The 12,092-nt window shown below is 68.3% G+C and carries 13 protein-coding genes, 1 tRNA gene and 1 pseudogene; 6 read left to right on the top strand and 9 right to left on the bottom strand.

Going from position 1 to position 12,092, the window contains the following annotated elements; all coding sequences use genetic code 11:
- Positions 1-51: 51 nt before the first annotated feature.
- The 5 genes from Q0Q23_RS02860 to Q0Q23_RS02840 all read right to left on the bottom strand — a co-directional run bounded on the left by Q0Q23_RS02860 (position 52) and on the right by Q0Q23_RS02840 (position 5,084).
- Entirely contained in the window at positions 52-900 is an 849-nt protein-coding gene (locus Q0Q23_RS02860; RefSeq protein WP_295118978.1) for an alpha/beta fold hydrolase, read from the bottom strand.
- A complete protein-coding gene (locus tag Q0Q23_RS02855; RefSeq protein WP_295118975.1) occupies positions 888-1,901 on the bottom strand; it encodes an adenosine deaminase in 1,014 nt (337 codons plus the stop codon). The genes Q0Q23_RS02860 and Q0Q23_RS02855 overlap by 13 nt, the downstream gene beginning before the upstream one ends.
- A 74-nt stretch (positions 1,902-1,975) precedes the next feature.
- A complete protein-coding gene (locus Q0Q23_RS02850; protein WP_295118972.1) occupies positions 1,976-2,962 on the bottom strand; it encodes an NAD(P)H-quinone oxidoreductase in 987 nt (328 codons plus the stop codon).
- Complete coding sequence (locus Q0Q23_RS02845; protein WP_295118969.1) at positions 2,962-4,206, bottom strand: ABC transporter permease; 1,245 nt, start codon at positions 4,204-4,206, stop codon at positions 2,962-2,964. The genes Q0Q23_RS02850 and Q0Q23_RS02845 overlap by 1 nt, the downstream gene beginning before the upstream one ends.
- 2 nt (positions 4,207-4,208) lie before the next feature.
- Positions 4,209-5,084 carry an ABC transporter ATP-binding protein gene (locus tag Q0Q23_RS02840; RefSeq protein WP_295119130.1) on the bottom strand — a complete coding sequence of 292 codons (876 nt, stop codon included), beginning with the start codon at positions 5,082-5,084 and terminating at the stop codon, positions 4,209-4,211.
- A gap of 191 nt (positions 5,085-5,275) precedes the next feature.
- Here Q0Q23_RS02840 and Q0Q23_RS02835 point away from each other — a divergent pair, with 191 nt between their 5' ends.
- Together Q0Q23_RS02835 and Q0Q23_RS02830 are read left to right on the top strand one after the other, a co-directional pair.
- A complete protein-coding gene (locus Q0Q23_RS02835) occupies positions 5,276-5,659 on the top strand; it encodes a helix-turn-helix transcriptional regulator (RefSeq protein WP_295118966.1) in 384 nt (127 codons plus the stop codon).
- Between the two features lie 5 nt (positions 5,660-5,664).
- Entirely contained in the window at positions 5,665-6,138 is a 474-nt protein-coding gene (locus Q0Q23_RS02830) for an SRPBCC family protein (protein WP_295118963.1), read from the top strand.
- A gap of 22 nt (positions 6,139-6,160) precedes the next feature.
- On the opposite strand, the gene Q0Q23_RS02825 is transcribed toward Q0Q23_RS02830, so the two are convergent.
- Positions 6,161-6,967 (bottom strand): inositol monophosphatase family protein, encoded by an 807-nt coding sequence (locus tag Q0Q23_RS02825; protein ID WP_295118960.1) that lies wholly within the window; start codon positions 6,965-6,967, stop codon positions 6,161-6,163.
- A 122-nt stretch (positions 6,968-7,089) separates the two neighbouring features.
- Here Q0Q23_RS02825 and Q0Q23_RS02820 point away from each other — a divergent pair.
- Positions 7,090-7,162: transfer RNA gene (locus Q0Q23_RS02820), tRNA-Lys, on the top strand.
- Positions 7,163-7,563: 401 nt separating this feature from the next.
- Here the strand turns inward: Q0Q23_RS02820 and Q0Q23_RS02815 are convergent.
- Together Q0Q23_RS02815 and Q0Q23_RS02810 are read right to left on the bottom strand one after the other, a co-directional pair.
- Positions 7,564-8,142, bottom strand: a complete 579-nt coding sequence (locus Q0Q23_RS02815; RefSeq protein WP_295118959.1) for a response regulator transcription factor — start codon at positions 8,140-8,142, stop codon at positions 7,564-7,566.
- A 21-nt stretch (positions 8,143-8,163) separates the two neighbouring features.
- Positions 8,164-9,201 carry a sensor histidine kinase gene (locus Q0Q23_RS02810; protein ID WP_295118956.1) on the bottom strand — a complete coding sequence of 346 codons (1,038 nt, stop codon included), beginning with the start codon at positions 9,199-9,201 and terminating at the stop codon, positions 8,164-8,166.
- Positions 9,202-9,766: 565 nt separating this feature from the next.
- On the opposite strand from Q0Q23_RS02810, the gene Q0Q23_RS02805 reads away from it, so the two are divergent.
- Together Q0Q23_RS02805 and Q0Q23_RS02800 are read left to right on the top strand one after the other, a co-directional pair.
- A complete protein-coding gene (locus tag Q0Q23_RS02805) occupies positions 9,767-10,075 on the top strand; it encodes a hypothetical protein (RefSeq protein ID WP_295118953.1) in 309 nt (102 codons plus the stop codon).
- 592 nt (positions 10,076-10,667) lie between these two features.
- The gene (locus tag Q0Q23_RS02800) at positions 10,668-10,973 is read left to right on the top strand and encodes a nucleotidyltransferase family protein (RefSeq protein ID WP_295118950.1); all 306 of its coding nucleotides are present in this window, start codon (positions 10,668-10,670) and stop codon (positions 10,971-10,973) included.
- Positions 10,974-11,331: 358 nt separating this feature from the next.
- On the opposite strand, the gene Q0Q23_RS02795 is transcribed toward Q0Q23_RS02800, so the two are convergent.
- Positions 11,332-11,781 carry a hypothetical protein gene (locus Q0Q23_RS02795; RefSeq protein ID WP_295118948.1) on the bottom strand — a complete coding sequence of 150 codons (450 nt, stop codon included), beginning with the start codon at positions 11,779-11,781 and terminating at the stop codon, positions 11,332-11,334.
- Between the two features lie 99 nt (positions 11,782-11,880).
- Between Q0Q23_RS02795 and Q0Q23_RS02790 the strand changes: the two are divergent.
- Positions 11,881-12,033, top strand: a pseudogene (locus Q0Q23_RS02790) (glutathione-dependent formaldehyde dehydrogenase); the annotation flags it as partial.
- Positions 12,034-12,092: the final 59 nt, after the last annotated feature.

The raw sequence follows: 12,092 nt of genomic DNA, 5'->3' as shown, positions 1-12,092 counted from the left end.
GCCGACGCCTCCGTCGACAAGAGCAGTCGAAGAGGGTGCTCGTGACAAGACTCACAGAGAGGCCGAGGCCCAATCCAGCGCGACGCCCAGTGCGGTCAGCACCGAGACGTGGCCCTCGCGCGGACGCAGCCACAGCTCGCCCCGGGGCAGCCGTTCGAGCATCCAGCCGGCGTGCGTGGCAGGGACGACCCGGTCTCTGCCGCCCTGCACGAGCAGCGCCGGTGCGCTCACCGCTCCGAGCTCGACCCCCCATGGTGCCACGAACGCGCCATCGTCGTCCGCCTCGCCGTCGGGGCCGGATGCCGCGCCCGCTCCGGCGTCGGCGCCGAGAGCGGCCCAGGCTCCCGCGAGCACGTCGTAGTCGCGGCGGGTGAACGAGTCCGGGTCGAACCGGGCCGTCTCGGCGTAGGCAAGGCGCGCCGGGCGGCCCGAGAGAGCCGCCCGCAGGCCGCCGGGGTCGGCCATCCCGGCGAACCAGTCGACATCGCCCCAGTACGGCGCGATGCCTGCGAAGGTGACGACCGCGGCGGTGCGCTGCGGCGCGAGCGCGGCGCAGGCCAGGGCGTGCGGGCCGCCGCCCGAGGCGCCCATCGTCGCGAACCGGTCCACGCCGAGCTCGTCGAGAACGGCGAGGACGTCGGCGGCGCTGTCGGCGACGGTGCGGCCGGGCGCGGCGTCGGAGCCCGGGTATCCGGGCCGTGCGCACGACACGACGCGGATGCCCCGTGCGGCCGCCTCGGAAGCCAACGGTTCGATGACGGCGCCGGTCTGAGGCGTGCCGTGGTGCCAGACCACCACGGGTGCGTCGGGCTCCCCTCCGCTGTCGAAGTAGCGCACGGCACGGCCGTCCGGACGTGCGACGGACCCCGACGGGGGCGCGCCGGCGGTCAGCCCCGCCACGCGTCCACCTCCCGCTGCAGTTCGGACTTGCGGGCCTCGGACGCGAACGACGCCTCGATGGAGGTGCGGGCGAACCGCTCGGCCCGCTCCGCGTCGACGCCGAGCGCGTCGCGGACGGCGAGATAGTTCTCGCCGACGTAGCCTCCGAAATAGGCGGGGTCGTCCGAATTGATCGTCACCCGGACCCCGGCGGCGTCGAGTCGCAGCAGGGGATGCTCGGCGAGGTCGCTCACCGTGCGCAGCCGCACGTTCGACAGCGGGCACACCGTGAGCGGCACGCCCTCGGCGGCGAGCCGCGACATCAACTCCGGGTCCTCGGCGGCGCGGATGCCGTGGTCGATCCGTTCGACGCCGAGCAGATCGAGCGCCTGGCGGATGTAGGCGGGCGGCCCCTCCTCGCCGGCGTGGGCCACCGCGTGCAGTCCGGCATCCTTCGCCCGGGCGAACACCCCGGCGAACAGCTCGGGCGGGTAGCCGACCTCGGCGGAGTCCAGCCCGACGCCGAGCAGCCGATCAGGGCGGCTGAGCGCGGCGCTCAGCACCGCATCCGCCGACTCGACCGGCTGGTCGCGCAGGAAGCACAGGATGAGGCCGCCGGAGACACCGAGATCGCGCTCGGCCTCCTGGAGCGCCCCACTGATCCCGTCCACGACCGCCTCGAGCGGCACTCCGCGGCTCACGTGCGCCTGCGGGTCGAAGAAGAGCTCGACATGACGCAACCCCTGAGCGGCGGCGGTGTGCAGATAGCGTCGCGTCAGCTCGGCGAAATCGTCCTCGGTGCGCAGCACCGCCATCGTGGCGTAGTAGAGGTCGAGGAAGGACTGGAGGTCGGAGAACTCGTACCGCGCGGCGAGGTCCTCCACCGACTCGTAGGGGAGTGCCACACCGTTCCGCCCCGCCAGCTCGAACGCGAGGTCGGGCTCCAGCGTGCCCTCGATGTGGAGGTGGAGCTCGGCCTTCGGCAGGGCGAGCAGGGCTTCGTCGGACGGCAGCGCGGTCATGCCTCCGATCCTCCCACCGATGGAGCCGCGAACCGGCATCGGGGCGGCGCTCGCCGTCGTCGCGGACCGGCCGGTCAGGACACGCGCAGCAGGATCTTCCCGAGATGCGCGGACGACTCCATCCGCCGATGCGCCTGCGCCGCATCCGCCAGCGGGAAGACGGAGTCGATGACCGGGCGGACGTCGCCGGCCTCGAGCAACGGCCAGACGTGCTCGCGCACGGCCGCGATGATCGCGACCCGCTCGGCGAGCGGACGCGCCCGCAGCGTGGTTCCCTGGAACCGGGCGCGCTTGCGCATGAGCAGCCCCATGTCGACGGAGGCCGGAGTGCGGTCGCGGACGGCGATCGACATGATCCTGCCGCCGGTCGCGAGCGCCTCGAGGTCACGGGCGATGTAGTCGCCGCCGACGATGTCGAGGATCACGTCGGCGCCGCGGCCGTCGGTGAACGCCAGGACCGCCGCGACGAAGTCGTCCGTGCGGTAGTCGACGGCCGCCTCGGCGCCGAGGGAACGGCAGAAGGCGGCCTTCTCCGGGCTGACCGCTGTGGCGATCGACCGGGAGCCGAGCGCGCGGGCCAGCTGGATCGCCATCGAGCCGATCCCGCTCGAGCCGCCGTGGACGAGGAGCGTCTCGCCGGGTGCGAGAGCGCCGAGGTCGAACACGTTCGACCAGACCGTGGCGACCACTTCGGGCAGTCCGGCGGCCTCCACCGGATCGACCCCGGCCGGCACGGGAAGCACCAGCCCGACGTCGACCGTCACCCACTCGGCGTACCCTCCGCCGGGCAGCAGCGCGCAGACCAGGTCGCCCTCGCGCCAGCGACCGTCCTCGATGCCGGCGCCGACCGCGTCGATGACGCCGGAGACCTCGAGCCCGGGCCACTCGGGCGCGCCGGCCGGTGACGGATAGTATCCGCGCCGTTGACTCAGATCGGCGCCGTTGAGACCGGCGGCGATGACCCGGATGCGCACCTCGCCGGGAGCGGGTCGCGGCTCGGGGACCTCGGCGAGGGTCAGCACCTCCGCCTCGCCGGGCTGCGGGACGATGACCGCGCGCATCAGCGGACCGCCGTTCGTCCCGGCCCGGATCGTCGCCCGAGCACATCCCGGATCCTGACTTTGCTGGAGTACTCGATCGAGCCGTACCGGAACAGCCGCACGGCCAGCCGCAGCACCACGAACGCGAGCACGAACAGCTCGACGATGATGACGATCGCCTGCCACAGCGGCAGCGAGCCGAAGGCGTTCAGGATGAGCGCGGTGATCGGCGCGGTGTACGGGAAGTACGCCAGAACCTGCACGATCGGCGCGTTCGGGGTGCTGATGGCGTAACTCGACGCGTACAGCGGGATCACGACGGCGAAGACGACGACGGAGAAGAACGGCGCGGCATCCTTCGCGGTCGGCATCACCGCACCGACTGCCACCAGGGTGCCCGTGAACAGCGCGAAGCCTCCGATCGTCACGAGCGCTCCGACGATCATCTTCTGCGGGTCGAACACGAGAGTGCTCAAGTCGAGGCTGGGGATGGCCAGCTGGTCGCGGAAGAACAGGTAGCCCACCACGACCGGCAACGCGAACACGGCGATCTGGATGAGCCCGATGGCGAACAGCGACACCACCTTGCCGACGAGGAGGTTCGTCGGGTTGATCGTCGTCAGGATCATCTCCGTGACGCGGTTCTCCTTCTCCTCCAGCGTCGAGTTGAGCATCTGATTGCCCAGGAACACGATGACGATGAAGAAGGCGGCCAGGAAGACGAGTGCGGGAAGGATGGCCTCGAAGCCGGGCGCGACCGCGCCGTTCTTGAACGTGGTGGTCGCCGTGTTGGTCTCGCCGCGCAGGATGGCCACGTCGATCGGGTTGCCGAGTTTCTGCTCGACGCTCGCCGACAGCAGCGACTGTGCCACGGCGGAGTACCGGCTGTTCTGGAAGACGCCGACGTCGGCTCCGTAGACCTTGATCGTCTGTGTGGAGGGGTCGGCGGGGTAGTCGAAGAACGCGGGAGTGCCGCCGATCTGCACCTCCTCGACGCCCTCCGAGCTGCTGGCGATCTCTCTGCCGCCGTATTTGTGCGCGATCGTCGGGTCGACCAGCCCCGACGCGTCGACGTAGAGGAAGTCGAAGCGCGCGTTCTTCTGCTGGTCGGCGGTGTTGGCACTGGTCACGTTCGCCGAGATCAGCAGCGCGCCGAGGCCGAAGACGAGGATCGGGAGGATCAGCGTCACCGCCCAGAAGCTGCGCTTCTTGATCGTGCGCGTGAACTCGAACCCGATGACGGTGGAGAGGTTGTGGCGGGCCATGGTCAGTCCTCCTCGCGGCTCTCGGCGCCGTAGACCTCGACGAAGATGTCGTCGAGCGATTTGCGGGTGGGGGCGAAGCGGGTGACGTGGAGGCCGGCCTCCACAAGCGCGAGGAGGATCGCGGCGGTGTCGGCGTCGTTCGCGACCTCCAGCTCGGCGTGCCCGCCCGCGTCCGTCGCGATGCGGTAGGCGGGGGAGGGCGGGATGCGCCCGTCGTGGTCCACGTGCACGATCGTGCCGCCGAACTGCTCCTGCACCTCGGAGACGGTGCCGTAGGCACGCGACACGCCGTCTTTGAGGAGGATGACGCGGTCGCAGAGGCGCTCCACCTCCTCCATCTGGTGGGTGACCATCATCACGGTCGAGCCGGCGCGCTTCTGGTCGTCGATGATGTCCATCAGCAGGCGGCGGTTGACCGGGTCGAAGCCCTTGGTCGGCTCGTCGAGGATGAGCAGCTCGGGCTGGTTCATGATCGTGACGCCCAGCTGCACCTTCTGCTGCTGACCGCCGGAGAGCTTGTCGAGCCTCACCTTCTCCTTGTCGCCGATGCCGACCCGTTCCAGGTACTCGCGCGACCAGCGCCTGGCCGGTTCGGCGCCGAGGCCCTTGAGCCGCCCGAAGTAGACCATGACGTCGATGACGGACTCCTTCTTGTAGAGTCCCCGCTCTTCCGGCAGATAGCCGAGACGCTCGCCGGCCTCGGGCGAGAAGTCCCGGCCGTCGATGTGGAGGACGCCCGCCGTCGGCTGGTAGATGCCGAGGAGTGCGCGGATCGTGGTGGTCTTGCCCGAGCCGTTGCTGCCGAGGAAGCCGAACGTCTCGCCCCGCGCGATGTCGAAGGACAGGTCGCGGATCACGGTCGTGCGTCCGAAGTCCATCCGGAACCCGGCGATGTGGACGAGCGGCTCGTCGGTGGACGGCCTGGTGCTGAGTGTGCGGGGAGGGCTGGGAGTGCTGGGAGTGCTCGGAGTGCTCACACGCCCGAGCCTATGGTGTCGGGCCGCTTGTGGGGTGGTGATCGACGGCGTATCGTATCCAACACAAGTGTTGATAAAAGGAATTGTTGAGTATGGCCTCGAGCGAAACGGACGCCTCCGTGCAGGAACGGCTCGACCGAGCCTTCCAGGCGCTCTCGGATTCGGTGCGCCGCGCCATCATCGCGCGGTTGAGCACCGGGCCCGCGACCGTGAACGAGCTCGCCGAGCCGTTCGCGATCACGACGCAGGCGGTGTCCCGCCACATCCACGTGCTCGAGGAGGCCGGGCTCGTCACGCGCAGCCGTGACGCGCAGCGCAGGCCGGTGCACCTGCGCGCCGGCGCGCTCGAAGAACTCACCTCGTGGATCGACCGCTACCGGCTGATCCACGAGCAACGGTTCCGCACCCTCGACACCGTCCTCGGCGACCTCGCGGGCGCGGGGGCGACCGACCACCAGAACACGAGCAAGGAGTGAGAGCAATGAGCAATGACGTCACGATCACCGCCCCGGAGGGCCTGCCCTTCATCGATATCGAGCGCGAGTTCGACTATCCGGTGGAGCTGGTGTTCCGCGCCCACAAGGAGCCGGAGCTCTTCAAGCGCTGGCTCGGACCCCGTGGGTACGAGATGGACCTGGAGCAGTTCGAGTTCACGACAGGCGGTCGCTACCGTTACGTGCACACCGTCGGCGGCGAGTCGTACGCGTTCAACGGGGTCTTCCACGTCGTCCGCGACAACGAGTTCGCGATCCAGACCTTCGAGTTCGAGGGCTTCCCCGATGTGGTGAGCATCGAGTCCATCCGGTTCGAGCCGCTGGAGGGCGGTCGCAGCCGCATCCGCGTGCACGCTGTCTACCCGACCCTGGACGCGCGCGACGGCATGGTCGCGTCGGGTCAGGCGAAGGGTGTCACCGAGGGCTACGAGCAACTGGACGAGGTGCTCGCGAGCATCTAGCCGGCTGCCGCGGACGCCTGGGTCAGGCCAGCGCTTCCAGCAGCGCCGGGTGGAGCAGCCCGTTCGAGGCCAGCGAGGAGCCGTTGCCCGGACCGTGCTCGCCGGTGACCGAGGTGAACGCGCCGCCGGCCTCCTCGACGATCGGGATGAGCGCCGCAAGGTCGTAGGTCTTGACGTCGAACTCGCCAACGGCGTCGAGCAGCCCCTCGGCGAGCAGCATGTACGACCACATGTCGCCGTAGGCGCGGTCGCGCCACACGCGGCGGGTCAGGGCGACGAGTCGGTCGAGGTACCCGGCCTCGTCCCACTGCGCGATGCTCTGGAAGCTGATCGAGGCGTGTTCGAGATCGGCGACGGCGGAGACCCGGATGGGGCGGGGCTGGGCGCCGGGCGCGTCGGTCGTCCAGGCGCCGTCGCCGGTCTCGGCCCACCAGCGCTTGCCGAGGGCGGGGGAGCTGACGACCCCGACCACCGGCCTGCCGTCGATCGCGAGCGCGATCAGGGTTCCCCACACCGGCACGCCGCGCAGATAGTTGGAGGTGCCGTCGATCGGATCGATGATCCACTGCCGGCTCGCGTCGCCCTCCGTCCCGTACTCCTCGCCGAGGATGCCGTCGCCCGGCCGCTCGGAGGCGAGAGCGTCCCGGATCGCGCGCTCCACCGCGAGGTCGGCCTCCGTGACGAACGTGCGGTCGGGCTTCGTGTCGACGTGGAGGCCGCGCTCGCGGAAGTGCGCCGCCGAGATGCCATCGGCGAGGTCGGCGAGCCGCAGCGCGAGCGCAAGGTCGGACGAAAGGGGCGGCCGGTCGGTGTCGTGTGCGTCGGTCACGGCAGGAGCCTAGCGGGCCGCCGACAGGACACGCCCGGACTGCGCGCCGGAGCCGCCCCGATTGGCGAAGCGCCCGATCCGGATGCTAGTGTTGAGCCTCGGTTCGGGAAACCGAAACGAACGCGCCTCTAGCTCAATCGGCAGAGCAATTGACTCTTAATCAATGGGTTCAGGGTTCAAGTCCCTGGGGGCGCACCCGACACCGCAGGTGGCGAGAAGCCCCCGATCCCTTGGAAACACTGGGATCGGGGGCTTCTTCGGTTTCCTGGGTCGGTGCGTGTGATACATCGGGACGTCTCTGACGAAGCTGCGTCGATAGAGCTCTTGGGTTCCAACGGGTTTGGTCCTCACAGTTTGCCCGCAATGTTTGAGGGATGAGCCGTATTGAGTTCGCCTCGATCTTTCCCAGGGTGCCCCAGCGGAACTGGCTTCACTGCTGTCTCCGCTCTCTGGCGATTCATTCGCACGGGAGACGTGAGCTGACCAACGCGACAGGCACGCAGGACGGATCCCGTAACGCTCACCGGTCTCGGGTCAGGCATCTTTCGAGTACGTTCGTGCGACGACGACCGCAAGCCTCTGGACTGGGTGGACGTTCACGTCTCAAGGAGGTTGAGCCGGACGACCTTGCGCACGGCGTCTATTCGTGAGGTCGCGCCGAGTTTCGCGTAGATGTTGGTCGTGTGTCGCTTGACCGTGCCTTCGGTGATGTTGAGGCGCATGCTGATCTCGCGGTTGGTGTACGCCTGCGCGATCATCCTGATGACCTCGAGTTCCCGCTCGGTGAGAACTCCGTCCGTCCGGTTCTTGTGTGGCGCCTCGTCCGGTGACGTGGCCGGTTGAGGTTGTGCAGTGGCGATCAGCTGGCGGAGCGCGCTCTCGCTGATGCTCTTGTTGGCGAAGGCGGATGCGCCTGCTCGACTGAGCTGGCGCTGGAGGACTGCGTCGGTGTGCATGGTCAGGATGACCACTGCCGTTCGCGGTGATCGCCGCCGGACAGTGCGAATGGTCTGCTCGGCCGGTGGACCCGGCATCTCGACATCGAGCAGGAGGATTTCGGGGGTGGTGTCTTCAGCGAGTCGGACCGCGGTATTCCCGTCGCTCGCCTCACCGACGGATGTCGAAGTCGCGTTCGATGAGGGCGCGCACTCCCTTGCGGAAGAGCGCGTGATCATCGGCGAGAACCACCGTCCGGGTCATCGTGCGCCGCCCCGCAGAGCGATCGACAAGGTGACGGTGGTCCCGGCTCCCTGCCGAGAGTCGATCGCGAGATCTGCTCCGATGAGTTCGGCGCGCTCCTGTGCTGCGATGAGGCCGAGTGCACCGGGACGGATCGTGTCCCGGCCGAATCCGACTCCGTCGTCGGCCACGCTGATCTGCAGCTCGTCATGGCCCCACTTGGAGACAACGATGATCTTGTCGCCGTGGGAGTGACGGCGCGCGTTGTGGATGGCCTCGCGAACGACGATGAACGCCTCCTCCTGAACGCCTGTGGGAAGGGTTCGCGGGGTTCCCTCGCGTGAAGCGGCGACGCGCGGCGGTTCGGTGCTGAGGTCGGCGACGTAGTCGAGGATGGCCTCATCGAGGAGTTTGTCGCCCACCGAGTGTCTGAGGTCCAGAGCCAGTGAGCGTGTCTCATCCAGAGCCGCCTCCAGAAGGTCGAGCGCTTCGGCGATGCGTCCGGCCGCCGAGTCCGTGGGTTGCCGGCTGAGACGGACGCGCTGGATTCCCGCGGCGATGCTGTGAGCTACCCGGTCGTGCAGTTCACGTGAAATGCCGAGACGCTCTTCGGTGTGAGCTACCGCCAGTCGTTCGAGCAACGCGTCGACGTAGGCGAGGGATGCCGGGACGACCTCATCCATGATCGCGGCATTGAGGGCGCGCGCCACCGCTGACGCGTCATGGTGGTCGACCGCGAGTTCGGTCAGCGCGATGTCGAACAGGAGGGTGGCGGCAGTGAGGCTGTCGCTCGGATGGATGTTCTGCGCCGCCCGCGTTTTCCGACGCTCGTCGCCGGTGATGGCGCGTTGTGGGTGGCGGTACCGAGGCGTTGGAACGTGCGCCGAAGGATCGTGCGCACTTGCGTCTCGACCTGCTGGGTGATCACCGGATCCGCGGTCAAAGCGCTCCCGCGTGCAGTCAGTCGGCGAACCAGTTCTGCGGTGATTCGGAGTTCGAGACGGGCGGCCTCCTCTTCTGAGACCTGGGCCGGGGTTTCGGAGACCACGAGACAAGCATGGATGCTCACGCGTCTGATTGTCGCCAACCGTGAATGTTACTTTCGCTACATTCCATCACTCGTCCGATCCCCGCTAGCGTCGTAAAGGTGCGTCGTTCCGGGGGGATTGCGACGCTGGGTGGCAGGTGCGGGGGGCCTGCCACCCCGAGTCACGAGTAAAGGGGCGGGTTCGTGGGAGAGACGCAACGGCGCGGACGGCTTCCGGCCTTGGCCGTTGGTGGCGTCTTTCAGGAGGCCTCACACGAATGAGACCTCTGCGTGCGCGGGTCGGCTTCGCGGGGGCGCTCCTGGTGCTGGCATCGGGGTCGATGCTGACGGCGTGCAGCTCCGTGGCTGTTTCGCGCGATGCGCCGACGGCGGTGCCATCTGGCTCGTCTTCTGGGGAGCAGTCGACTCCCCAGTTTCCGGTCACAAACCCCGGCGGGACCGTCGACGCGGCATCCCAGCATAAGGCGGATCTCTGGTTGACCGGCGTGGTCGTTCCGGCTGGCGCCGTGCGATCCGCCACCCGACCTGACGGCGTGGCGAGCGGCACGAGCACGGGCATGTGGTGCCGGCCGATGGCCGACGCCGTCGGATACTGGACGCTGCCGAGCATGTCCACCCATGACACATTGGCGTGGCTGCGGTCCCATCCAAGCCAGGGCATGCAGGTCATGGGCAGCAATGAGGCCGTGCAGGCGAGCAACACCCAGGCGTCGGGCGGGACGGTCGTCGACGAGCCAACGCCCATGTCCCTTGAGGCGTTGATCTTCACCGTGACGAGTGTGGGCTCGGGATCAGGAATCCGCGCTGACGCTTTCGCCAAGGCCGACAATTCGGTCTGCGCCACCGCGCCGCCGGGCGCAGAGCTGGGCATCGGCGGCTGAGGCGACGGCCGCAGCTGGAGCTCGCGTGCAGCGTCGTCGCACGAAATGCCGAGCCGTCATGCGATGCTGGGCGCATGGTGATGGGCGGTGGCTCCGAGTTCCCTACGGTGGATCCTCGATTCGACGTGCAACCGAGGCACCTGTTCGGACCGTTCTGGCAGCTCCAGGTGGTCGACACGGTTACGGGCGCCAACGTCAATCCGCGTGGCGGCGGGTTCCTGACGGGGTTCGCCTCGGTGCGACGAGCAGCAACGTTCTCGACGAGGCGCTACCTCATTCAGCAAGCACATCGCCAATAGAGACAACACAGGTGGGCGATCGAGGTCGGTCCCCTCGTGCCGCCAGCGAGGCGATGACCCCGTTGGCTCGAATCCGGCGGGACCTCGAAGCACGTCTCTCTGCCGCAGGTGTTCCGTTCGCCGGTCATCCGCCCACGCACTCTGCCGCAGCATTCACGAGGTGGATGGCGCGAAATGCCTGAGACACTGAGTCGGTGCGAACCGCTCTGGGGGGAGCGTAGATCACCGGCTCATCGAGGCACGAAGCTGCACGCTAATGCGGTGGAATCGGCCGGTATGGGACAATTCCTGCCATGATCGTCGCGGTGCCAATCGACGTGCAGGCGATCGCTCGCGCGTGCCACGCACATGGAGTCAAGCGACTTCGCATCTTCGGGTCGGTGCTCAGCGACAAGTTTGACCGCGAGACGAGTGATGTCGATTTCCTCGTCGACTTCCTCCCAGGTCGCGGGGGACTGCTCCACGACTATTTCGACCTCAAGGAAGAGCTGGAGCGGATTGTGGGTCGCGGGGTCGATCTGGTCGATGCCGACGCGATATGCAATCCCTACTTCGCGACTTCTGCATTCACAAGTGCCGAGGTCGTCTATGCGGTCTGAGGTGAGCCCCGGCAGTCCGACGAAACGAGCGTCGTGGATGGTTCGAGTTACTCAGACGAACCAGCACAACTGGATTCTCCTATTGGTTGTGGGCTCAGCTACGGCGATCGTCGGTGTCCTCGGCTTGATCGCAGGCAATGTCCCCGGTGGCCTGTTCGTCCTGTTTTTCGGAGCAGTCACGGCGGGACCGAGCGCCTGGTGGGTCCGACGGGCCACACGTATGCCGGTGGAAGGGATGCAGCCAGAACCGACTCAGGAATCACCTGAAGAACCAGGATCGTGAAGCTACGATCCGTCTACACGAACGTGTTGCACGGGCTTCTTGTCATCTCTCAGTGTCTCGCGCACCCCCGCCCCCTCACCCCTGTCCCTGGTCCCAGAGCCGCCATCCTGCTTTCGTCTGGACGAAGCAGAACGACCACGGCTTGGGGCCTGCGTCCATGGAGCCGTCGGTGCTCGCTGTCGTCGTGATGACGTAGTCCATGCACTGCCCGTCGTCTCCCGTACGACCGACGAGGCGATACGTCGTCAGGTGCGGGTCGTGGCACCACGCCGCCGTATGCGATGTCGTCAGAGCGCGGGTCATCCCGCAGTCCTCGTCCTTGGCCGCTTCGAGGTAGACGGCAGCGACGGTCGACATCGGTGCCGTCGCGCCCGGCACGGGGCCGCGTGGGGCCACCAGGCCGGCGCCATCCAGCGCGACGGCCGCCAATGCCAGCGCGCCCGCGGTTGCCGCGACGATCGCGAGGGCGAGCACCGTCAGCTTGCGACCCCGACGGAGCGGGCGCGGATCGAGCGGGTGCGCCATGCGCCGAGACTATCGCGTGCCCGCCCGCGACGCGGAGCACGGCTCGCGCGCCCTGTCGACCCCGGTCCGCGCCCACTCCAGGCGCGTAGAGACCGACCCATGAGAGCACTCAGCAGGCAGGCGACCAGGACACTCGCGGTGATCGATGCGCCGGACGCGCGCATCCAGGAGCCGACCGACGCGGTGATCCGGATCACATCCACCGCGCTCTGCGGGTCCGATCTGCACCTCGACGACGTGCTCGGTCCGTTCCCGGCCACGGACGACGACCGCGCGGCTCCCGGGCCGGCGGGGCGTGAGGCGACCGCTGG

It is taken from the genome of uncultured Leifsonia sp., assembly GCF_945957465.1.
In the GTDB taxonomy this organism is placed as follows: domain Bacteria; phylum Actinomycetota; class Actinomycetes; order Actinomycetales; family Microbacteriaceae; genus Leifsonia.
The sequence above is the reverse complement of the archived record's forward strand: the minus strand, read 5'-3'. Positions and strand labels throughout refer to the sequence as shown.